The following is a 21,178-nucleotide window of genomic DNA, read 5'->3' on the forward strand; positions in this document are numbered from 1 at the left end:
GTGACCGTGACCTTGCGGTATGCCGCGCGCTCCGACGTCGGCCTCGTCCGCTCCAACAACCAGGACTCCGCCTACGCGGGGCCCAACCTCCTCGTCGTGGCCGACGGGATGGGCGGGCACGCAGGCGGCGACGTCGCGTCCGCGCTGACGATCGCGGCCCTGGTGGGTCTTGACCGGCCCGACCACAGCTCCGACCAGTCGATGTCCGAGCTCGAACGCTCGATCGACCGCGCCCGGCAGGACCTCGTCGACGCGACGACGGCGAACCCGGACCTCGCGGGCATGGGCACCACGGTGACGGCCCTGCTGAAGTCCGGCAACACGCTGGCCATGGCCCACCTGGGCGACTCGCGCGCGTATCTGCTCCGCGACGGCACCCTGGCGCAGGTCACGGTGGACCACACCTTCGTGCAGCACTTGGTCGACACGGGTCGCATCACGCCCGACGAGGCCGAGACCCACCCGCAGCGCAACGTCGTCATGCGGGTGCTCGGTGACTTCGACCTGGACCTTACGCCCGACCTGTCGATCCGCGAGGCGGTGCCCGGCGACCGCTGGATGCTCTGCTCCGACGGCCTGTCCGGGTTCGTCCCCAACGAGGAGATCGGCGAGGTCCTCAACTCGGTCCCCTCCCCGCAGGACGCCGTCGAGCGGCTCGTCTCGATGTCCATGCGCGCGGGCAGCACCGACAACATCACCGTCGTCGTGGCCGACGTCCTGGACGACGCCGCTGCGGCTACGACCGCCGTCAGCGTCACCCCCGAGATCGTCGGCTCGGCCGCCCTCGCGGGCGTGACCGCCGCAGGCGGCGGGCCTTCGCCCACGTCCCTGCCGGGCTCCGACATCGACGGCGACACCGTGACGGGCTTCAGCCGAGGTGCAGTCCCGCCGGGCGGTCAGTCCGCGCCCTCGCCCGCGACGGTGGGTGTACTGCCCGACCCCACGGCGCAGGACGGCCTCGCGGACACGCTCGAGCAGGCCATGATCGCGGGTTCGTCCGACGAGGAGCAGTACCAGCCGGACGTCCAGCCCGACGACGACCTCGAAGAAGAGGTCGACGAGGAGGAAGCGGCGCCGAAGAAGCGCGGCTGGCTGACCGTCGTCGGCGTGTTCCTGCTCGTGATCGGCCTGGCCCTCGCGGGCTGGGGCGGCTACCGCTGGACCCAGACCCAGTACTACGTGGGCGAGGCCGACGGACAGGTAGCTGTGTTCCGCGGTATCCCGGCGACCGTCGGTCCCCTGACCTTCTCGACGGCGGTCGAGCTCACCGGCACCCGTGTCGACGAGCTGCCCGGGTTCGTCGCCGACCGCGTGCAGGAGACCATCCGGGCCACGTCGCTCGAGGATGCCCGCGGACGCGCCGACCGCCTGATCTCGGACGCCGCCGAGGAGACCGAGCCGTCGCCGTCGCCCAGCCCCTCGCCGAGCGACGAGCCGCGCGGGAGCTCCTCGCCGGAGTCCCGGTCGACGGCTACGAACGACTCCGACCAGGGGGCGAACGGATGAGCGGCCTCCGGCCCGAGGAGAACGCCCCCACCCGCATCGCGGAAGCGGTGCTGCTCGTCGTGGCGCTGGCCCTCGGCATGGGCGGCATGTGGATGGTCGGCTATGCGCTCGAGGACGGTCTGCCCGAGGGCTTCTGGACGTACTCGATAGTGCTGGCGGCGCTGGCGTTCACCACGCACATCGTGCTGCGGCTGCGCGCACCCTACGCCGACCAGGTGATCCTGCCGGCCGTGGTGCTGCTGAACAGCGTCAGCATGGCGATGGTCCTGCGGCTGGACCTGGTGGATATGCGAGGTGCGAACGCCTCCCGCCACCTCATGTGGACCGCGTTGGGCGTCATCGTCGCCTGCGTCGTCATCTTCCTGCTGCGTGACCACCGCAGTCTGCGGCGTCTGACCTACACGGCGATGGTCGTGGGCATCGTCCTCGTGATCCTTCCGCTGATCCCCGGCCTGGGCCAAGAGATCAACGGTGCCCAGATCTGGATCTTCATCGGCCCGTTCTCGCTGCAGCCGGCCGAGTTCGCCAAGATCGCGTTCGCCGTGTTCTTCGCGGGCTACCTGGTCGCGAACCGCGACACCCTGGCACTGGCCGGCAAGAAGTTTCTCGGCCTGCAGCTCCCCCGGCTGCGCGACCTGGGGCCCATCCTGATTGTCTGGGCGGTTTCGCTGGCGGTCCTCATCGGCGAGAAGGACCTGGGTACGTCGCTCCTCTTCTTCGGCCTGTTCGTCGGCATGCTCTACCTGGCCACCGACCGGGTGGGCTGGATCGTCATCGGTCTCACCATGTTCGCCGGCGGCGCGGTGGCGGCGTGGTCGATCTTCAGCCACGTCCAGGCCCGGGTGGACATCTGGCTCAACCCGCTCGACGCCGAGCTGTACGCGCGCGAGTTCGGCGGCTCCTACCAGATCGTCCAGGGCCTGTTCGGCATGGCGTACGGCGGCATGTTCGGCGCCGGCTGGGGCGAGGGCTACCCGGACCGCGTGCCGTTCGCGTTCTCCGACTTCGTCTACGCCTCGCTCGGCGAGGAGCTCGGACTCACCGGCCTGCTGGCGATCCTGCTCATCTACCTGGTGATCGTCCAGCGCGGCCTGCGCCACGCGGTCGGTGTGCGCGACGGATTCGGCAAGCTGCTCGCGGGCGGCCTCGCGTTCGTCATGGCGCTGCAGCTCTTCGTGGTGGTGGGCGGCATCACCCGCATCATCCCCCTCACCGGCCTGACCCTGCCGTTCATGGCGCAGGGCGGATCCTCCCTGCTCGCGAACTGGATTGTCATCGCACTCATGCTGCGCATCTCCGACGCCGCTCGACGCCCCTCGGCCCTGCCCACCCGCGGCGCGCTGGCCGACCCGGCGCCCGCGATGGTGGGCGGCGACGCCATCGAGGTGGGTGGCCCCGGTGTGGGCCCGGTGCAGGCGGGGACCGAGGCCGGCGCCGGCCGGGGTGCGACGCCCGACGAGGCTACCCAGATCGTCCGGGGGGTGGAGCGGTGAACACGACTCTGCGTCGCCTCTCGACCGTCGTGATGGCCATGTTCGTGGCCCTCATGGTCTCGACGACCTGGATCCAGTTCGTGACCGCGGGCTCGCTGAACGAAGATCCGCGCAACTTCCGCAACATCTACAGCGAGCTGGGCCGCGACCGCGGGCCGATCGTCGTGGGCGGCGAGCCGATCGTGACGTCCGAGCCGGTCGACGACGACTACAAGTACCAGCGCACCTACTCGGGCGGGGACGCGGGCGCCGCCAGCGTGTACGCGCCGCTGACCGGCTTCTTCGCTGTCACCGGCACCTACACAGGGCTCGAGCGCTACGCGAACGGGTACCTCGGCGGCGAGGACGACTCGCTCTGGCTCGACCGGCTGCAGAACCTCATCACCGGTGAGGAGGCGCAGGGCTCCTCCGTCGAGCTCACCATCGACCCCAAGGTTCAGAAGGCCGCCTGGGACGCCCTCGGCGACTACACCGGTGCCGCTGTGGCGTTGGACCCGAAGACGGGGGCCATCCTCGCGATGGTCTCCAAGCCTTCGTACGACCCGAACACGATCGCGGTGCACAGCAACGACGAGGCCACCACCGCCTACAACAAGCTTCTGAACCAGAACCCGCAGGTCAACTCGGTGGACGGCTCGGAGCGGTTCAGCCCCTACGGCCCGACCGTGAACCGTGGCATCAATGCCACGTACCCGCCTGGGTCGACCTTCAAGCTGCTCACGGCGGCCGCGGCCGTCGAGTACGAGGGCATGTCCCCTGACACCCAGATCCCGGCGCCGGACGTCTACCAGCTTCCCGGCACGACGGGCGACGGCGGCAGCGTGCAGAACTTCGGCGGCGAGACCTGCTCCGCCACGGGCGAGATGACGCTCAAGGACGCCCTCCGGATCTCCTGCAACACCGCTTTCCTCGGCCTGGCCAACGAGGTCGGCAAGGACGGCATGCAGCAGATGTTCGAGGACTTCGGGTTCACCGAGTCGATCGACATCCCGATGTCCACTTCGATCGGCGCCTACCCGGGCCTGTCCGACACGGCCAAGGACGACTCCGACGCCCGCATCGCGCTGTCCGGCATGGGCCAGGGTGACCTCCGCCTGACGCCGCTCCAGGTCGCCATGATGTCGGCCGCGATCGCGAACGACGGCGACCTCATGGAGCCGTACCTCATCAAGAGCGTGCGGGACAGCGACGTCGAGCTGGTCAGCCAGACCAAGCCGAGCCGCTACAAGAGCCCGTTCTCGTCGTCCACGGCCGACGCGCTGACCGAGATGATGATCGCGGTCGTCAACGACGGCTCCGGCCAGGGCGCCCAGATCCCGGGCGTGGAGGTGGCCGGCAAGACCGGTACCGCCGAGGACGACCCGCGGTCGCCGACGCTGTGGTTCACGTCGTTCGCCCCGGCCAACGACCCGCAGGTCGCAGTGGCCGTGGTGCTGGAGAACGAGGGCCAGTCCACCAACGAGTCGACGGGTGGCGCCCTGGCCAGCCCGATCGCCGCGCAGATCATGCAGGCGGCGATCTCGAAATGAGACCGGTTGAGGGTCTGACGCTCGGCGAGCGCTACACGCTGGTGCGGCGCATCGCCATGGGCGGAATGGGCGAGGTCTGGGTCGCGCGCGACGAGAAGCTCGCGCGCGAGATCGCCGTCAAGGTGCTCCGCGAGGAGTACACGGGCAACGAGGACTTTCTTCGTCGCCTGCGCACGGAGGCCCGGAACTCGTCGACCCTCACTCACCCCAACATCGCTCAGATGTTCGACTACGGCGAGGAGAACGGCGCCGGCTACCTCGTCATGGAGCTGGTCCTGGGCGAGCCGCTCGCCGACCTGCTCGAGCGCGAGCCGGTGCTCCCGCCGGCCAAGCTGCTGCCGATCCTGGCGCAGACGGCGCGCGGCCTGCACGCCGCGCACCTCGCCGGCGTGGTGCACCGCGACGTGAAGCCGGGCAACATCCTGCTGGAGCACACCGGCACGGTGAAGATCACGGACTTCGGTGTCTCGGTCGCGCAGAACCAGGTGCCGATGACGGCCACCGGCATGGTCATGGGCACCGCGCAGTATCTGTCGCCCGAGCAGGCAGTGGGCCAGTCGGCCACCGGCGCCTCGGACATCTACGCGCTCGGCGTCGTCGCCTACGAGGCGACCGCGGGCCGCCGCCCGTTCACCGGCAGGACGCCGGTCGACATCGCCATCGCGCATGTCAACGCGCCCGTGCCGCTGCTGCCTACGTCGGTGCACCCGGGCCTGGCCGAGACCATCACGCAGATGCTGGAGAAGGACCCGGCGCAGCGGATCTCCTCCGCGGACCTGCTTGCGCGGCACCTCGACGTGCTCGCCGCCGAGATCGCGGAGGACCCGTTCGGCAGCTCGCGCTACGCGCGCCGCACGCGCCGGGACGGGCAGGCGCCATCCCCGCAGCGAGCGGCCAACGGCCGGAGCAACGCGGCGCAGCCTGGTCCGTCGCACGCCCGACGGCAGGCTCCGTTCGGCCAGAGCAGCGGCGGCCGGCACACCACGGTGGCCAACGCGCAGTCCGCACCGCCCAGCCCGGACCAGGGCACGCCGACGAGCGGATACGGCTCGGGCACCTCGGCGGGTGGCTACGGCTCCGGCCCCTATGCTTCCGGCTCGTACGGCTCCGACTCGGCCGGGTACGGCACGACGTCGGGCGCCTATGGGACGGACGCCTACGGGCGTCCTTATTCGCCTGCGCCGGGCACCCCGGCCGGCGGTCCCGGCTCGGCTCCCCGCTCGGACGCGTACGGCACGGATTCCGCCGGCTACGGCTCGGACTCCGCGGGCTACGGCACGACGTCGGGCGCCTATGGCTCCGATGCCTACGGCCGGCCGAACGGTTCCGGATACGTCCCGCCGCCGTCGGGGGGCGGGGCCGGCAGCGGCGCCGGGAACGGCGCGGCGCGGGCCTACCCATCCCGCCGCGACCTGCACTCGACACGCCAGGACGGACGGAGGGTCCCCCAGCAGGGGCGCTCGGGAGGGCACCCTGGGAAAGGACGCCGAAGTCTGTCGTCCGACATCCAACACTGGGTGAACGGGATCGAGGGCCGTTTCGGGGTCCGGGTGTCCTGGCCGCTCGTTGCGCTGGTCGCGTTGCTGCTCGTGGTCCTCATCATCACGCTGGTCACGGGGGGCGGCAACGACGGCGCTCTGCAGGAGCCGTGGGGTTCCTCCGAAATCTACGCCGAAACGCTGAATTCCCCAGCAGCGGCCGGACTGGCCACTTCTGGGATGATGCTCCTCAACGAGTCGTATGCCCTGAGGCAGACGGCCACGACATCAAAGGACCTATGAGTGGTGGAGAACACGCCCCGCGTACTCGCCGGCCGTTATGAGGTCGGCGAGCTCGTCGGCCGTGGCGGCATGGCCGAGGTACACATCGGCCACGACACACGCCTCGGTCGTACAGTCGCGATCAAGGTGCTCCGTTCCGACCTCGCTCGCGACCCGTCCTTCCTCACGCGCTTCCGCCGTGAGGCACAGTCTGCTGCTGCTCTGAACCACCCGGCGGTCGTCGCCGTGTACGACACGGGCGAGGACATCCACCAGAACGCCGCGGGCGAGGACGTGCACGTGCCGTTCATCGTCATGGAGTACGTGGAGGGTCACACCGTCCGCGACATCCTGACCGACGGCGCAGCGGTGCCCATCGAGGAGGCCGTCGAGATCACCGTCGGTGTGCTGAGCGCGCTGGAGTACTCGCACCACGCCGGCATCGTGCACCGCGACATCAAGCCTGCGAACGTGATGATCACGCCGACGGGCGCGGTGAAGGTGATGGACTTCGGCATCGCGCGTGCCATGGCGGACTCCGCGTCCACCATGACGGCGACGCACGCCGTGATCGGCACCGCGCAGTACCTCTCGCCGGAGCAGGCCCGTGGCGAGCAGGTGGACACACGGTCCGACCTGTACTCGACCGGATGCATGCTGTTCGAGCTGCTCACGGGCCGCCCGCCGTTCCAGGGTGACTCGCCCGTCGCAGTCGCCTACCAGCACGTGGGCCAGGAGCCGCAGCGCCCGTCGGAGGTCGCCACCGACGTCCCCGACGTGCTCGACCGCATCACCCTCAAGGCCCTGACCAAGGACCGCGACCACCGGTACAGCACGGCCGCCGACTTCCGGCGCGACCTGGAGGCCGCCATGCGCGGTGGCCAGATCAGCGCACCGATGGTCGGCGCCATGATGGGCGCCACGCAGGTCGCGGGCCCGCCCGCCTACGGCGCCACCCAGGTCATGACGCCGGCCCAGGGCAACTGGGGTCCGACGACCGCGCAGCAGAGCCCGGTCACGCCTGGCGGGGGTTACCCCGGTCAGCCCACCCGCGGCCAGCGCGAGCCCGAGCAGAAGAGCCGGGCGCTCATGTGGTGGCTGCTGGGCATCGCCCTCGCGGCCGTCGCGGCGATCGTCATCGCCATGGCGATGAACAACCAGACTCAGACGCCGACGGGGGTTCCGGTACCCCCGATCGCGGAGGGCCTGACCGCCGAGGAGGCGCGGGGGCAGATCGAGGCCGCGGGCCTGCAGTTCGAGAAGGCCATCGACAAGGACTCCGACCTGGAAGAGGGCCGGACGACGGGCAAGACCGACCCGGCCGCCGGGAAGGAGGTCGCCGCGAACTCGACGGTCACCGTCTTCGTGGCCGGCGCCCCTGGCCAGGTCACGATCCCTGACCTGAAAGGCCTGTCCGAGGACGCCGCCCGGGCTGAGCTCGAGAAGCTCAACCTCCAGGTCAGCGGCACCGACACCGAGAACAGCCCCGACGTCGATCAGGGCATGGTGACCAAGAGCGAGCCCGGCGCCGGCAAGCCGGCGCAAGAGGGCTCGGAGGTCGCCCTGTACCTGTCGACCGGTAACACCACGATTCCGAACGTCATCGGGCAGTCGAGGGACGCCGCCGAGCAACAGCTGGGGAACCTGGGGCTCGGCACCATCCAGTGGGACGAGGAAGAGACCGACGAGGTCGCTGAGGGCACGGTGGCCCGCACCGATCCTGAGGCGGGTGACGTGCCGCAGGGCACCTCGATCACCGTCTACATCGCGGTGGCGCCGGCTCCCCAGGAGGCGACGGTCCCTCCGGACCTGGCCGGCAAGACGGTCGAGGAAGCCCAGCTCGCGTGCACCGGTGTGCAGATCACCTGCGTCGAAGCCGCCCAGGAGCCCTCCGACATCTTCGACGAGGGCCAGGTGATCCGCTCGGATCCGCCGCCCGGTTCCACCGTCGAGGTGGGAGACACCATCAACCTGGTCGTCTCGTCCGGCCCGGAGAACGGCGGCGGAGAGGGCGACGGCGAGGACATCATCCCGTAGCCCCTCCGACCCGGGACGCCCGGTCAGCAGAGCGCGGACATGGCGCCGTTGGTCACGAGGTGACCAGCGGCGCCATCCCCTTTGCCCGCTCGACGGAGCCCTCGAGCCCGCAGGTCTCGAGCCAGTTCGCGAGCAGCCGGTGCCCGCCCTCGGTGAGCACGGACTCGGGGTGGAACTGGACGCCGTGCAGCGGCAGCTCACGATGCTGCAGCCCCATGACGATGCCCGACGCCGTCGAGCAGGTCACCTCGAGCTCCCCCGGCACGCTGTCCGGAGTCACGGCCAGCGAGTGGTACCGCGTGGCGGTGAACGGCGTCGGCAGGCCGGCGAGGACCCCGGCACCGGAGTGCTCGACGAGGCTCGTCTTGCCGTGCATGAGCTCTGGCGCGTGCGTCACCTTGCCGCCGAACACCTCGGCGAGCGCCTGGTGTCCCAGGCAGACGCCGAGCATCGGGGTGCGTGACCGGGCGCAGGCGCGGATCACGTCCTCGGAGGCACCGGCCTCGGCGGGCGTACCGGGTCCGGGCGAGACGAGCACGCCGTCGTAGGGCACGGGGGAGCCGTCGCCGCCGTCGTACCAGTAGCGGCCATCGGCGTCGGGGGAGGGCACGGCGTCGTTCCGGACCACAACGGTCCGGGCGCCGATCTGGTCGAGGTAGCCGACGATCGTATAGACGAACGAGTCGTAGTTGTCGACGACAAGGATGCGCGTCATGCAGGCATGCTACGCGCCGACCGTGGTGTCGTTGAACGGCATGTAGTCGCTGAGCCACGGAAAGAACTCCGTGAAGCACACTGCAACCACCCCGAACACCAGCACGAGACAGACCAGGAGCTTGAACCAGCCGGGGCCGGGGATGGCCCGCCACAGCAGCCCGTACATCAGCTCATCAGCTCCTTCGGCTTGCCTTCGCCCACCGGTGACCAGTACTCGAGCTCGCCGTGCACGATGTACCGCTGGGTCGCGGAGAACATGGGGTGGCAGGACGTCAGGGTGATGAACCGCTTCTTCGGGTCGGGCATGGGCTGGTCCTTGGTGACCCCTGGCACCGGCGCGATGACCTCGACGTTCTGCGGGTACACGATCTTGTACTCCGTCACCTTGTACACGTACCAGGTGTCCTCGGTGCGGACCACCAGCGGGTCGCCCTTCTTGAGCTCCGCGATCTTGTTGAAGGGCTTGCCGTACGTGGTGCGGTGCGCGGCGACGGCGAAGTTGCCCAGGGCGCCCGGCATCGCGGTGCCCTCGTAGTGCCCGATGCCGATCGTGTCGAGAACCGTCGCCTTGTCCGTGCCCTCGGCGACCGGCTTGACGTAGTCGTCGCCGAACCGCGGGATATACATCTGCGCGAACAGCTCGCCGACCCCAGGCTCCTCCAGGACCGGTGGTGGCCCGTCGCTCTCCGGGGTGGGCGCGGGGCCCGTCGGGGCCGCCTCCCAGTCCATCTCGGCGATGATCTCGCTCTGGGCACGCTCGCCCTCGACGTCGGTCCACCAGAGCTGCCACACCACGAACAGCCCCAGTACCACGCCCGCGGTCACGAGGAGCTCACCCACCACGCCGATCAGCCAGGCCACGGGCCGCATGGGGGACCCCGACGTCCGCGGACGCCGCGCGTTGCGCGGTCCCATCCCGGACGGACCGCGTTCATACGCGATGGGGAACACCTCCTGTGGCAGTGGCACGTTGTGGCCGGTCTGCGCGTGGGTCATCCAAAGACCTCCGTACCGTCGGGAACCGTCGCGTACTGCAGACCGCCGCCGTCGTACGCCGGAAGGTCCAGATGGTCGCTGCGTTGCACATCCCAGCCCAGGTGCACCCAGTCGACGTACTCGAGATACGTCTGCACACCCTCGGAGCTCATCAGCGCCGCCTCCATCTTCTCCGGGTCTCCCACCGCCGTCACCTTGTAGGGCGGGGAGAACACCTTGCCGTGCAGCAGCAGGATGTTTCCTGAGCAGCGGAACGCCGACGTCGAGGTCACGCGCTCGCCCTGGAGCGCCATCGCCTCGGCGCCGCCGCTCCACAGGGCGTTGATGACGTGCTGCAGGTCCTGCTGGTGCACCACGAGATCGTCCGGCTGCGGCTCCACGCCGGCCGGACCCACGTCGACCGACGTCGACGGCGCGTCGTCGAGCGTTACCGTCAGGCCTTCGCCCGCCACGGGCTCGCTGCCCGACACCACGCCCTCGCGCTCCACCAGATCAGGGTCCAGCGTCGGGACGGTGGTACCGGCACGCGAGCTGAGCGCCTCGATCTCGCTGTTCAGCTCATCGGTGAGCTCGGTGAGCTCGCTGACGCGCGCGGTCTCGTCGTCGACGAGCTGTGCCAGGTCCTGCGGGTCACGGGTGTGGGCGCCACCGCCGTCGGCCAGTCGCGCGCTCGCGCTGAACATGAGGCCGGCCAGCACGGCGACAGCACCCACGCTGAGCCACGAACGCCATCTCGCGTTCACCGGGGCGCGAAAGAAGCCCGCCGCGCCGCCCTCGGACGGCGGCGTGCGCGTCGGTTCGGCTCCGGTCACACGCGTCCCTCCTGCAGCACTCGACAAACCCGCGGACGCGTCTGGTCACGACTCAGGCCTGTTGACCACTACGCTAGTCCACGAGTAAGTCAGACGTCGGCTCGGCACACCTGTCGGGCAGACCCCCCAGGACAGGAGCCCGCCTCGTGCCCGAGTCGAAGTCCCGCAACAAGAAGAAGGTCACGGCCAAGGCAGAGAAGGCCGAGGCCAAGATCGCCCTGCCCGGTGAGGCGGTCAACCCTCGTTGGCTCGCCCCGGTCATGGTCGGTCTCATGGTCCTCGGCCTCGCCTGGATCGTGACCTTCTACCTCACGAGCGCCGACCTCGGTCTGCCGATCCCGCAGATCGGCCAGTGGAATCTCGCCGTCGGCTTCGGTCTGATCATCGTCGGTTTCGGCCTCACGACCCGCTGGCGCTGAATGCGGAGCGCAGTGCAGGGTGAGAGCCGAGGAACGAGGCACTCGCCCGCAGCGGAGCGCAGCGGAAGCGCCATCTGGCAGGGAAAGTAGCGGTTCCGCGGCCGCGCTGAGGCGGCCGCGGGGCTGTGTCCCTCTTTATCCACAGCTGTGGGTAAAGCTGGGGAAAAGAGAGTGGTGCCACACCGCCAGCTGGTTCGTCCGGGTCCAGATCCGTATGTCTGACCGGGCTCCGGAGAGGCGCCGACGGTCCGTTCACAGGACCCCGACGGAGCTGTAGCGCCACACCGCCAGGCCCACGAGCAGCACGACGCCGGCCAGCGGAACCACCCAGGCGACGACGCTGCGGCGGTCCTTCGGTGCGTACGCGTACGCAGTCGCTACCAGCGCACCGGTGACGAGCCCGCCCAGGTGCGCCTGCCAGGCGATGTTCGGCACGTAGAAGCCGATCGCACCGTTCACCGCGAGCAGGACGAGCACCTGGCCCGTGCTGCGGCCGAGGCGCCGCATCACCGGAAGCATCGCCCCGAACAGGCCGAACACCATGCCGGACGCACCGACCACTCGCGTCCACCACGCGTCGGACGTGGCCGGGTCGCCCGCCAGGAGCAGCACTGCGACCGACCCACCCACGGCGGAGAGCAGGCACAGGACCCCGAAGCGCCACCGCCCGAGCAGAGGTTCGAGGAACTGGCCCGTTATCCACAGGGCATACATGTTGAACAGGATGTGCAGCGGTGACGTGGAGTGCAGGAACGACGCCGTGAGGAAGCGCCACGGCTCGTCCACGCCGCCCCAGGGCCAGAACCACAGCAGCTCCGTCCACCTGCCCCCCGTCACCAGCTGCAGCAGCCAGCTCACGACACAGAGCCCGATGATCGAGAGCGTGACGATCGGCCGGCCGTTGACGGCCGCGCTGCTTGCCGAGCCGCCGAACACCGTCCGCACGCGGGGAGCGGCACGCTGCGACTCCCGGACGCAGTCCACGCACTGCACGCCGACGGCGGCCGGGCGCTGGCATTCGGGACAGGCCGGCCGGCCACAGCGCTGGCAGCGCACGTAGGACACCCGGTCGGGATGTCGCGGGCAGACGGGAGCCGCGGCCTCGGTCGGCTCCTCGGCGGCCGGGTCGTTCATCGCGATACGTCCTCAGTCCCCTCGGTCCTCAGTGCTCAGGAACGTGCTCGGTCCGGCTCGGTCGCCGCCGGTCCTCAGGGCTCGATGGTGACGGAGTTGATGGTGATGTCCTCGACAGGGCGGTCGCCGGGGCGCGTGCGCGTCGTGCCGACCTTGTCGACGACCTGACGCGAAGCGTCGTCCGCCACCTTGCCGAAGATCGTGTGCTTGCCGTTCAGCCACGGGGTCTCAGCGGTGGTGAGGAAGAACTGCGAGCCGTTGGTGCCCTCGATCTGGCCGGTCACCGGGTTGCGTCGCTTCCCGGCGTTGGCCATCGCGAGGATGTACTTCTCGTTGAACTGGAGCTCCGGGTGGATCTCGTCGTTGAACGTGTACCCCGGGCCTCCGGTTCCCGTCCCGAGCGGGCAGCCGCCCTGGATCATGAAGTCTTCGATCACGCGGTGGAAGATGAGGCCGTCGTAGAACGGGTCCTTGCGCTCTTCGCCCGTCCGCGGGTCCGTCCAGGCCTTCTCACCGGTCGCGAGGCCGACGAAGTTCTCGACAGTCTTGGGCGCGTGGTTCGGGAAGAGCTCGATGCGGATGTCACCGGAAGTGGTGTGCAGGATTGCGAACATGCATCAATCCTCCCATGGAGCGGCCCGCTGATGCTGCACCATTGGCTCCCGCCCTCGCCAGCAGGCCCAGGCGGTGGCAGAGTGGCACCTTGAGGAGTATTTGAACCGTTCGGGGGGAGTTTCATGACCCGCAAGAAGGTGACCGACTACGTGGACACGAGCAAGATCGACACCGAGAAGGTCAAGGAGAAGGCCGCAGAGGCCACCGCTCTACTTTCCGACGTCAGCTCCAAGGCCGCCTCACAGGCGGGGTCTCTCGCGGCCCAGGCCAAGGATCGGGCCTCGAACGCCAAGGACTGGGCCCAGCCCCGCGTCCACGACTTCATCGCATGGCTGACGCCACGCGCTGAGAAGGCGTGGCAGGACAGCCTGCAGGCTGCTGCACCCCAGGTCGAGAAGGTGGCAGGCAAGGCCGCGCCGCTCATCGACTCCGCGCACGACAAGCTCGTGGACGACCTGCTGCCGAAGATGGTCGCCGCGTTCAACGCCGCAGCGTCCAACGCCGCAGCGTCTCAGAGCAAGGCATCGCTCACCGACACCGTCGCCGACGCGGCGGACAAGGCCAGCAAGAAGGGCAAGAAGGGCTGGCTCGTAGCGCTGGCCGCTGGCGGCGCCGCCGTCGCGGGCTACGTCTTCTGGAAGCGCGCGCAGCCGCAGACCGACCCGTGGGCCGAGCCCTGGGAGCAGGGCGCGGGGGCCGATTACTCGAACGGCACCGCGGCGCACTCGTCCGGCATCGGCTCGGCGGCGGGTTCCGCCGTCGCCAAGGGCCGGGAGGCGGGAGCCAAGGCCGCGCAGACGGCCAAGGATCTCGGCATCCGGGCCTACTCGGCCGCCAGCCCCGCGTTCGAGGCGGCCAAGGAGAAGGCCGCACCGGTGCTCGACGCCGCCAAGGAGAAGGCCGCACCGGTCCTCGACGCCGCCAAGGAGAAGGCCGCACCGGTCCTCGACGCGGCACGGTCGACGGCACACAAGGCCACCACGGCAGTGTCCGAGGTCGCGCACAAGGCCGGCCGAAGCGACGCTGACAGCTCCAACGGCACGACGTCGGAGGCGTCCGACCTGGACGAGCCCACCGACACGGCTCCGCCGGTGGCGGACGAGCCGACCGTGGACCACGCCCCGCCGGGGGAGAGCAAGCAGGAGAGCTGACTCAGCCCACCGCGCATGTCAGAAGGGCCTGGCCAGTGGCCAGGCCCTTCTGTCATGGGCGCCTGCGCCTCGTATGCGAACGACGCCGACCACCGACCGCCATCGAGCTCGTCGTCACCGTGGGCCTCGCGGACGCATGATGAGCGCGGCGACGTAGTAGGTGCACGGTTCGCCGGCGGGGTTGGCGTAGGCGTGCGTCACGTCGGCGGCGAAGTAGACGGAGTCCCCGGCAGAGAGGTCGGCGACCTGGTCGGCGAGGCGGAGCCGGAGGGTGCCGGTCTCCACGACCACGAACTCGTGTGAGCCTGGCGCGTAGGCGGGAAACTCACCGGCGTCGCAGCCGCCCGGCAGGGTGGTGCGGATCCACTCGAAGTTCACGCCGGGCACGACCGGGCTGACGATGGTGCGGTGCCATCCGCCGGGCTCCTCGACCGTGTCCTGGTCGGCGGCGCGGCGGACGATCACGCGGCGAGGTTCGGCATCGTTGATGAGGTCGGCCAGGCCGATGCCGAGCCCGTCGGCGATGCGGGACAGCACCACGACGGTGGGGGCCTTCTGCCCGCGCTCCACCGAGGACAGCATGCTGACGCTCACCTCCGTCGCGGAGGCCAGCTCGGCCAGAGTCATGCCCCGGTCGTGGCGCAGGCCCTGGACGCGACCGCCCAGCTTCACAAGGTCAAACATTCCGCTATAATAGCAGATGTGTTTACTATAGTGGAATCAGCCTGATGTCTGCAGCACCTCCGGTCGTTCGTCCTGTGGTCCCTGGCACCTCCGACCTCTCCGCGGTGACGGCGATCATGGAGCACTACGTCGAGCACACCGTCGCGACCTTCAACGAGATCCCGCCGAGCACCGAGGACTGGGCACAGCGGTACTCGGCCCTGGCCGCGCGGGGCCTCCCGTTCCTGGTCGCCGAGATGGCCGGGGAAGTGGTCGGCTTCGCCTATGTCGCACCTTGGCGCCCGCAGTCCGCGTACCGGCACACGGTCGAGAGCACCGTCTATCTCGCCCCAGGCGCGACCGGTCACGGCATCGGTACCGCGCTGCTGAGGGAGCTGATCGACCAGGCCACCGCGGCCGGATGCCGCCAGATGATCGCCGTCATCGCCGATACCGGCAGCCCGGCCTCGGCGGCTTTGCACCGCCACCTCGGCTTCGTCGACGCAGGCCGGCTCCACGCGGTCGGGGTCAAGCACGGCCGATGGATCGACACGATGCTCATGCAGCGCGACCTGACCACACCACCGTGAGCATGCCGCGCGGTCCCGAAGGTCGGGGGCGCGCCGTCGGCGGACTGTGCATCACCGAGCTCGTCAGCTGGGGCGTCCTCTACTACACCGTCCCGGCCACGCTGCCGTCGCTGGTCGAGCAGACCGGCTGGAGCGCAACCCAGATCATGACCGGCTTCACCGCCGGGCTGCTGGTCAACGCCGCCGCGACCGTACCCGTCGGCCGGCTCATCGACCGGCACGGTCCACGCTGGGTCATGACCGCCGGCTCGGTGCTCGGTGCCGTCGCACTGGTGGCCGTGGCTGCTTCCACCGAACCCAGATGGTTCGCCGCGGCGTGGATGCTCGCCGGCCTCGCGCAGGCCTGCCTGCTCTACCCGCCGGCCTTCACAGCGCTGACCAGGTGGTACGGGCCGGGTCGTGTCCGCCCCCTCACCATCCTCGTTCTCACGGCCGGGCTGGCAAGCACCGTCTTCGCGCCCATCACGGCCGAGCTCACCACTGAGCTGGGCTGGCGGGATGCCTATCTGGTGCTCGCGGCACTGATGCTCTTCGTCACCGCTCCGATCCACGTGGTCACTCTCAACCTGCCCTGGCCCGCCGCGCGAGTCACCGACCGGCCCGGAGACGCCGGACATATCCGCCAGGTCACCTCCACCAGAGGGTTCCGGCTGCTCGCTCTCGCCTTCGCCGTGACCGGACTCGGTCTGTACGCCGCGACGACGAACCTGGTGCCTCTGCTGGTCGATCGCGGCATCGATCCCACGACCGCGGCCACCGTTCTCGGCCTGTGCGGCGCCGGCCAGCTGCTCGGCCGGGTCGGGTTTCCGGCACTGACCCGACGCACGCAGCCGCATGTTCGCGATGTCGCGATCCTGACGGCTGCTTCGGTCAGCGTCGTTGTGCTTGCCCTCAGCCCCGGCGCGCTGCTCCCTGCCATCGCCACGGCGGTCTTCGCCGGCGCAGCCCGAGGCGCCTTCACCCTAATCCAGGCCTCAGCCGTCGCCGACCGCTGGGGCACGCGTGACTTCGGAACGATCAACGCGTTGGCCACCACGCCGGCCGCGATCGCCATCGCCCTCGCACCGGCCACCGGTGCTGCACTGGCTGAATGGGCCGGCGGCTACACACTCGCCTGGCTGCTCCTCGGCGGCCTCGTCGCGATTGGCGCCCTTCTCGTCACGGGCACCGCGCCGCCCGGCCCTCCGGCGCCGGAACCCGGCGGCACGCCATCCGAACCTGGCGGCGCGACGGACTCCACCTAGGAGTGGAATCCCGTGAAGCACCAGGTTGCCGCGCCGGAACCCGGAAATGACTGCGCCCACCGAGAGCCGAATGTATTCGGCCCTGGTGGGCAGTGGTGGAGCCAGCGGGACTCGAACCCGCAACCCCCTGCTTGCAAAGCAGGTGCGCTACCAATTGCGCCATGGCCCCGGTGAGGGCCGCTCAGTCGATCGAGTCGGTGACCTCGGACCAGAGATCGCGCCCGGCTGCGTCCTCACTCAGCTTGCGCCAGAGAACGTAGCCGGCACCGGCCGCGAGCAGCACTACGAGCAGCTTCTTCACGAGTTCCTCCTGAGGAGCCTCTGCAGGTCCGGGAGTGGGGCTAGGAGGACTTGAACCTCCGACCTCTTCCTTATCAGGGAAGCGCTCTAACCGTCTGAGCTATAGCCCCGGGCGAGCGTTCCGCACGCTCACGCGACACTGGAGATTACCCCAGGTAGGGACGATGTCCCAAACCGAAATCACGGTCCGCGGTGTGACGTGCATCGAGTCGTGCGTGATGGCGCACGGGAACGCTCTGGGTGACGCCGACGAGGCGTGGTTCAGTCGTCGGTCAGCGTCATGTGGACGCCGCCGACGAGTGCTGCCGTGATGTTGTACAGGAACGCCATGATGGTCGCGATCGCCGTCAGCAGCACGATGTTGCAGATGCTGATCAGGGTCGCGAGCGAGATGACGCGGGGGAACTCCACGAACTGCGTGAGGTTCACGTTGCTCTGCGGCCCCACGGCGTCCTCCACGAAGCTCTGCACGGTGGTGAACACGCCGAAGCCGTCGAGAACCGACCAGAAAACCGCGGTGGCGACCACTGTCATGATCGCTATCGCGACGGCCAGCAGGAACGCCAGCTTCATGACGGACCACGGGTCCACACGGGAGATCGCGAGACGCACACGTCGGGGGCCGGCCGGAGCCGGAGCCGGACGCGGCACCTCGGGCGTGGGGGTCGACGCCGGGTGCGTGGGCGCCTGCGGCCCCGGAGCGGCCGGAGCGCCGGTCGGGGTGGCAGTGCCGCGTACGCCGCCCGCCGTGTAGTGCATCTCGGGCCGCGGCTGAGGCTCGCTCGGAGCCGGAACCGTCTGCGCGTCGTCGTCTGGCATGATCGAGGACACCTTCTTCGCGGCACTGCGGGCTACGTCGAGGGCAGCCTGGGCAGCCTTCATCGCGCCGGCCTTCACGCCGTCCGCGGCACCCGCGGGGGCTGGGGCGTCCGGCGCCGGAACTCTGTTCCACGACTTCGCGTCGGGCTCAGGCACGGTGGCGCTCTGCGGCGTCGGGGCATCGGTCTTCTCCGATACACGCCCGATCGCGGAGACGAGGCCGGGAGGAGTCTTGGCCTCATCGTTCGCCGCTGTCTCCGGCTGCGCAGGCTTCGACTCCTTGCCCGCGCGGCCTGCCTCGTAGGCCGAACGCCAGACGCCACCGGTCGTGGGTATGTCCGTACCCGAGTCGCGCGGCGTCGTCGGGGCCGGCGCCTTGGTCTCGGGCTTGGCCTCGACCACCTTCACCGACGGCGACGGCGACGCGACCACTATCGGCTCCGACAGCTTCTCACCACTCTTGGCCGCGGCGGGCGTGGACGCCTCACCGGTCGAGCCGGTACCCGGGTTGGCCTGGTTGGCCTTCGCCGAGCCGTTCGACCCGGAACTCTTGTCCGAACCGGTCTCGACCGATGCGGCTTCCGGGGTCTCGGCTGGAGCCTTGTCCTCGGTCAGATCCTTGCGATCCCGGGTGATCTCCAGGTCTTCCTCGAGGGCGGGCGGCGCGGTGCGCACGGGCCCGCTCTTGTCACTCGTCATCAGCTGTCCTCGCGTCCGGTGCTGTCCTGCTCTGGGGTGCTCGGAACTTCGTCGGGGGTCGGAATCCCTTCCACGGTAACCCGCTCAGCGGGATCGCCGTCGGAGTTCTCGTCCAGAGCACCCGTCGCATCACCCGCGTCCTCACGCTCCGCGTTGCGCGCGACGGCGATTATCCTGTCCCCCTTGTCCGGCTTTGCGAAGGTTACTCCCTGTGTGTTCCTGCCGGTGAGGTTGACCTCGGCAACTGCCGAACGCACGATCTTGCCGCGCTCCATGATGACCAGCACCTCGTCGTCGGCGTGCGTGACGAGCGCCCCCACAAGATCGCCGCGCGCCTCGACGAGGTTGGCGACCTTGATGCCGAGGCCACCGCGGCCCTGGATCCGGTACTCCGAGATGCGGGTCCGCTTGGCGAAGCCGCCCTCGGTGACGACAAAGAGATCGGCCCCGTCGATGACAACCGCGGCGGACAGCAGCTCGTCCTCCTCCCGGAACTTCATGCCGGTGACGCCGGAGGTGGCGCGACCCAGCGGGCGGATCGACTCGTCGTCCGCGTGGAAGCGGATCGACTGGCCCTTGCGCGACACCAGGATGAGGTCGTCGTCGGCATTCACCAGGCGGGCCGAGACCAGCTCGTCCGCAGCGCCGTCGGCGTCCTCCCGCAGGTTGATCGCGATGAGACCGCCCGAACGGGGCGAGTTGTACTCGCTCAGGCGGGTCTTCTTCACGAGCCCGCGACGCGTGGCCAGGACCAGGTACTCCGCGGCCTCGTAGTCGGGGATGTCGAGCACCTGGGCGATCTTCTCGCCGGGCTGGAAGGCAAGCAGGTTCGCGACATGCTGACCCTTGGCGTCCCGGCCGCCCTCTGGCAGCTCGTAGCCCTTCGCCCGGTAGACCCGGCCGAGGTTGGTGAAGAACAGCATCCAGTGGTGGGTGGTCGTCGTGAAGAAGTGGTCCACGATGTCGTCCTCGCGCAGCTGCGTGCCGCGCACACCCTTGCCGCCACGCTTCTGCGAGCGGTAGTTGTCCGTCCGCGTCCGCTTGGCGTAACCGCCTCGCGTGATCGTGACGACCACGTCCTCCTCGGGGATGAGGTCCTCCATCGACATGTCGCCGTCGTACGGGAGGATCGTGGTGCGACGCTCGTCGCCCCAGCGGTCGGTGACCTCGTCGAGCTCCTCGCCCACGATGGACCGCTGGCGGTCCGGCTTGGCGAGGATGTCCTGGTAGTCGTCGATCTCGGCCTGGAGCCGGGCGTGGTCGTTGAGGATCTTCTGTCGCTCGAGGGCCGCCAGACGGCGCAGCTGGAGCGCGAGGATCGCGTTCGCCTGCTGGTCGTCGATGGTGAGCAGCTCCATCAGGCCCGTCCGCGCCTCGTCGGCATCGGGGGAGCGGCGGATCAGCGCGATGACCTCGTCGAGCGCATCGAGGGCCTTGAGGTAGCCCTCGTAGATGTGGATCTGGTCCTGCGCCTCCTTGAGGAGGTACTCGGTGCGCCGGCGCACGACCTCGATCTGGTGCGTGGTCCAGTGCCGCACGAACGCGTCGATGCTGAGTGTGCGGGGCACCTCGTCGACCAGCGCGAGCATGTTCGCGCTGAAGTTCTCCTGCAGCTGCGTGTGCTTGTACAGGTTGTTCAGCACGACCTTCGCCACGGCGTCGCGCTTGAGCACGATCACCAGGCGCTGGCCGGTGCGGCCCGACGTCTCGTCGCGGATGTCGGCGATGCCCTGGATACGGCCATCGTTCACGAGGTCCGCGACCTTCGACGCCAGGTTGTCCGGGTTCACCATGTACGGCAGCTCGGTGATGACCAGGCAGATCCGGTTCTGGATCTCCTCGACGTTCACCACCGCGCGCATCGTGATCGACCCGCGGCCCGTGCGGTAGGCATCCTCGATGCCCTTGTGCCCCAGGATCTGGGCGCCCGACGGGAAGTCCGGCCCCTTGATGCGCTCCATGAGCGCCTCGAGCAGCTCCTCGCGCGTGGCCTCGGGGTGGGCGAGGTGCCATCGCACGCCGTCGGCCACCTCGCGCAGGTTGTGCGGCGGGATGTTCGTGGCCATACCGACGGCGATGCCGGCTGAGCCGTTGACCAGCAGGTTCGGGATACGCGCCGGGAGGACCACCGGCTCCTGCGTGCGGCCGTCGTAGTTGGGCCGGAAGTCGACGGTGCCCTTCTCGATGTCGCGCACCATCTCCAGTGCGAGCGGCGCCATCTTGCACTCGGTGTACCGCGGGGCGGCCGCGGGGTCGTTGCCCGGCGAGCCGAAGTTGCCCTGGCCCGCGACCAGCGGGTAGCGCAGCACCCAGTCCTGGACCAGGCGGACCAGGGTGTCGTAGATCGCGGTGTCACCGTGCGGGTGGTACTTACCCATGACGTCGCCGACGACGCGCGAGCACTTGGAGAACGCGCGGTCAGGGCGGTAGCCGCCGTCGTACATCGCATAGATGACGCGGCGATGCACGGGCTTGAGGCCGTCGCGCACATCGGGCAGCGCGCGGCCCACGATCACGCTCATCGCGTAGTCGAGGTACGACCGCTGCATCTCCAACTGCAGGTCAACCTGCTCGACGCGGCCGTGGTGCACCGCGATCCGCGCGTCGTCGATGGGAATGCCGTCGTCGGAGTTCTCCACGCCGGGGGTCTCGTCCGTCACCGTCTGTACTTCCTTTCCACGCCGACAGGCGTGT

The 21,178-nt window shown here is 69.5% G+C and carries 19 protein-coding genes and 2 tRNA genes; 9 read left to right on the forward strand and 12 right to left on the reverse strand.

The window, feature by feature from the left end:
* The 5 genes from IE250_RS08935 to pknB are packed head-to-tail and all read left to right on the forward strand — an operon-like array spanning position 1 to position 8,325.
* A complete protein-coding gene (locus tag IE250_RS08935) occupies positions 1 to 1,506 on the forward strand; it encodes a PP2C family protein-serine/threonine phosphatase (protein ID WP_189668905.1) in 1,506 nt (501 codons plus the stop codon).
* Positions 1,503 to 2,999 (forward strand): FtsW/RodA/SpoVE family cell cycle protein, encoded by a 1,497-nt coding sequence (locus IE250_RS08940; protein ID WP_189668906.1) that lies wholly within the window; start codon positions 1,503 to 1,505, stop codon positions 2,997 to 2,999. The genes IE250_RS08935 and IE250_RS08940 overlap by 4 nt, the downstream gene beginning before the upstream one ends.
* A complete protein-coding gene (locus IE250_RS08945; protein WP_189668907.1) occupies positions 2,996 to 4,528 on the forward strand; it encodes a peptidoglycan D,D-transpeptidase FtsI family protein in 1,533 nt (510 codons plus the stop codon). Before IE250_RS08940 ends, IE250_RS08945 begins: the two co-directional genes overlap by 4 nt.
* Positions 4,525 to 6,309: a serine/threonine-protein kinase gene (locus tag IE250_RS08950; RefSeq protein WP_189668908.1), complete on the forward strand. Its 1,785-nt coding sequence runs from the start codon at positions 4,525 to 4,527 to the stop codon at positions 6,307 to 6,309. The genes IE250_RS08945 and IE250_RS08950 overlap by 4 nt, the downstream gene beginning before the upstream one ends.
* Positions 6,310 to 8,325: a Stk1 family PASTA domain-containing Ser/Thr kinase gene (gene pknB / locus IE250_RS08955; RefSeq protein WP_189668909.1), complete on the forward strand. Its 2,016-nt coding sequence runs from the start codon at positions 6,310 to 6,312 to the stop codon at positions 8,323 to 8,325.
* A gap of 52 nt (positions 8,326 to 8,377) precedes the next feature.
* Here the strand turns inward: pknB and IE250_RS08960 are convergent, their stop codons facing one another.
* Genes IE250_RS08960 through IE250_RS08975 form a run of 4 tightly spaced genes read right to left on the reverse strand, consistent with a single transcriptional unit; the run spans position 8,378 to position 10,850 of the window.
* Positions 8,378 to 9,040: an aminodeoxychorismate/anthranilate synthase component II gene (locus tag IE250_RS08960; RefSeq protein WP_189668910.1), complete on the reverse strand. Its 663-nt coding sequence runs from the start codon at positions 9,038 to 9,040 to the stop codon at positions 8,378 to 8,380.
* Positions 9,041 to 9,049: 9 nt separating this feature from the next.
* Positions 9,050 to 9,208, reverse strand: a complete 159-nt coding sequence (locus tag IE250_RS08965) for a hypothetical protein (RefSeq protein ID WP_189668911.1) — start codon at positions 9,206 to 9,208, stop codon at positions 9,050 to 9,052.
* Entirely contained in the window at positions 9,208 to 10,038 is an 831-nt protein-coding gene (locus IE250_RS08970) for a class E sortase (RefSeq protein WP_189668912.1), read from the reverse strand. The genes IE250_RS08965 and IE250_RS08970 overlap by 1 nt, the downstream gene beginning before the upstream one ends.
* A complete protein-coding gene (locus IE250_RS08975) occupies positions 10,035 to 10,850 on the reverse strand; it encodes a DUF881 domain-containing protein (protein WP_189668913.1) in 816 nt (271 codons plus the stop codon). The genes IE250_RS08970 and IE250_RS08975 overlap by 4 nt, the downstream gene beginning before the upstream one ends.
* A gap of 146 nt (positions 10,851 to 10,996) precedes the next feature.
* On the opposite strand from IE250_RS08975, the gene IE250_RS08980 reads away from it, so the two are divergent.
* On the forward strand, positions 10,997 to 11,269 hold the full coding sequence (locus IE250_RS08980; RefSeq protein WP_189668914.1) for a cell division protein CrgA: 273 nt from the start codon (positions 10,997 to 10,999) through the stop codon (positions 11,267 to 11,269).
* Positions 11,270 to 11,521: 252 nt separating this feature from the next.
* Here IE250_RS08980 and IE250_RS08985 read toward each other — a convergent pair whose 3' ends face one another.
* Complete coding sequence (locus tag IE250_RS08985; protein WP_189668915.1) at positions 11,522 to 12,403, reverse strand: rhomboid family intramembrane serine protease; 882 nt, start codon at positions 12,401 to 12,403, stop codon at positions 11,522 to 11,524.
* A 74-nt stretch (positions 12,404 to 12,477) separates the two neighbouring features.
* Positions 12,478 to 13,017 (reverse strand): peptidylprolyl isomerase, encoded by a 540-nt coding sequence (locus IE250_RS08990; RefSeq protein WP_189668916.1) that lies wholly within the window; start codon positions 13,015 to 13,017, stop codon positions 12,478 to 12,480.
* 123 nt (positions 13,018 to 13,140) lie between these two features.
* Between IE250_RS08990 and IE250_RS08995 the strand changes: the two genes are divergently transcribed.
* A complete protein-coding gene (locus IE250_RS08995; protein ID WP_189668917.1) occupies positions 13,141 to 14,169 on the forward strand; it encodes a hypothetical protein in 1,029 nt (342 codons plus the stop codon).
* A 114-nt stretch (positions 14,170 to 14,283) separates the two neighbouring features.
* Here IE250_RS08995 and IE250_RS09000 read toward each other — a convergent pair whose 3' ends face one another.
* Entirely contained in the window at positions 14,284 to 14,853 is a 570-nt protein-coding gene (locus IE250_RS09000; RefSeq protein ID WP_189668918.1) for a helix-turn-helix domain-containing protein, read from the reverse strand.
* A gap of 44 nt (positions 14,854 to 14,897) precedes the next feature.
* Here IE250_RS09000 and IE250_RS09005 point away from each other — a divergent pair, with 44 nt between their 5' ends.
* Together IE250_RS09005 and IE250_RS09010 are read left to right on the forward strand one after the other, a co-directional pair.
* The gene (locus IE250_RS09005; RefSeq protein ID WP_189668919.1) at positions 14,898 to 15,422 is read left to right on the forward strand and encodes a GNAT family N-acetyltransferase; all 525 of its coding nucleotides are present in this window, start codon (positions 14,898 to 14,900) and stop codon (positions 15,420 to 15,422) included.
* A gap of 2 nt (positions 15,423 to 15,424) precedes the next feature.
* Positions 15,425 to 16,666 carry an MFS transporter gene (locus IE250_RS09010; RefSeq protein ID WP_189669172.1) on the forward strand — a complete coding sequence of 414 codons (1,242 nt, stop codon included), beginning with the start codon at positions 15,425 to 15,427 and terminating at the stop codon, positions 16,664 to 16,666.
* A 93-nt stretch (positions 16,667 to 16,759) separates the two neighbouring features.
* Here the strand turns inward: IE250_RS09010 and IE250_RS09015 are convergent.
* The 5 genes from IE250_RS09015 to gyrA all read right to left on the reverse strand — a co-directional run bounded on the left by IE250_RS09015 (position 16,760) and on the right by gyrA (position 21,144).
* A tRNA-Ala gene (locus tag IE250_RS09015) sits at positions 16,760 to 16,835 on the reverse strand.
* A gap of 12 nt (positions 16,836 to 16,847) precedes the next feature.
* Positions 16,848 to 16,967, reverse strand: coding sequence for a DLW-39 family protein (locus IE250_RS24455; RefSeq protein WP_229872280.1), 120 nt, complete (start codon positions 16,965 to 16,967; stop codon positions 16,848 to 16,850).
* A gap of 35 nt (positions 16,968 to 17,002) precedes the next feature.
* Positions 17,003 to 17,076 (reverse strand) — tRNA-Ile (locus IE250_RS09020).
* Between the two features lie 151 nt (positions 17,077 to 17,227).
* Positions 17,228 to 18,484, reverse strand: a complete 1,257-nt coding sequence (locus IE250_RS24460) for a DUF3566 domain-containing protein (protein ID WP_229872281.1) — start codon at positions 18,482 to 18,484, stop codon at positions 17,228 to 17,230.
* Positions 18,484 to 21,144, reverse strand: coding sequence for a DNA gyrase subunit A (gyrA, locus tag IE250_RS09030; RefSeq protein WP_373301638.1), 2,661 nt, complete (start codon positions 21,142 to 21,144; stop codon positions 18,484 to 18,486). The genes IE250_RS24460 and gyrA overlap by 1 nt, the downstream gene beginning before the upstream one ends.
* Positions 21,145 to 21,178: the final 34 nt, after the last annotated feature.

Source organism: Promicromonospora soli, assembly GCF_014653785.1.
GTDB classification, from domain to species: Bacteria; Actinomycetota; Actinomycetes; order Actinomycetales; family Cellulomonadaceae; genus Promicromonospora; species Promicromonospora soli.

Coding starts and splice junctions, on each gene's coding strand:
- IE250_RS09010 (WP_189669172.1), top strand. CDS start 15,425: ATGCCGCGCGGTCCCGAAGGTCGGGGGCGCGCCGTCGGCGGACTGTGC.
- IE250_RS08950 (WP_189668908.1), top strand. CDS start 4,525: ATGAGACCGGTTGAGGGTCTGACGCTCGGCGAGCGCTACACGCTGGTG.
- IE250_RS08960 (WP_189668910.1), bottom strand. CDS start 9,040: ATGACGCGCATCCTTGTCGTCGACAACTACGACTCGTTCGTCTATACG.
- IE250_RS09000 (WP_189668918.1), bottom strand. CDS start 14,853: ATGTTTGACCTTGTGAAGCTGGGCGGTCGCGTCCAGGGCCTGCGCCAC.
- IE250_RS08985 (WP_189668915.1), bottom strand. CDS start 12,403: ATGAACGACCCGGCCGCCGAGGAGCCGACCGAGGCCGCGGCTCCCGTC.
- IE250_RS08970 (WP_189668912.1), bottom strand. CDS start 10,038: ATGACCCACGCGCAGACCGGCCACAACGTGCCACTGCCACAGGAGGTG.
- IE250_RS08990 (WP_189668916.1), bottom strand. CDS start 13,017: ATGTTCGCAATCCTGCACACCACTTCCGGTGACATCCGCATCGAGCTC.
- IE250_RS09005 (WP_189668919.1), top strand. CDS start 14,898: ATGTCTGCAGCACCTCCGGTCGTTCGTCCTGTGGTCCCTGGCACCTCC.
- IE250_RS24460 (WP_229872281.1), bottom strand. CDS start 18,484: ATGACGAGTGACAAGAGCGGGCCCGTGCGCACCGCGCCGCCCGCCCTC.
- IE250_RS08940 (WP_189668906.1), top strand. CDS start 1,503: ATGAGCGGCCTCCGGCCCGAGGAGAACGCCCCCACCCGCATCGCGGAA.
- IE250_RS08995 (WP_189668917.1), top strand. CDS start 13,141: ATGACCCGCAAGAAGGTGACCGACTACGTGGACACGAGCAAGATCGAC.
- IE250_RS08965 (WP_189668911.1), bottom strand. CDS start 9,208: ATGTACGGGCTGCTGTGGCGGGCCATCCCCGGCCCCGGCTGGTTCAAG.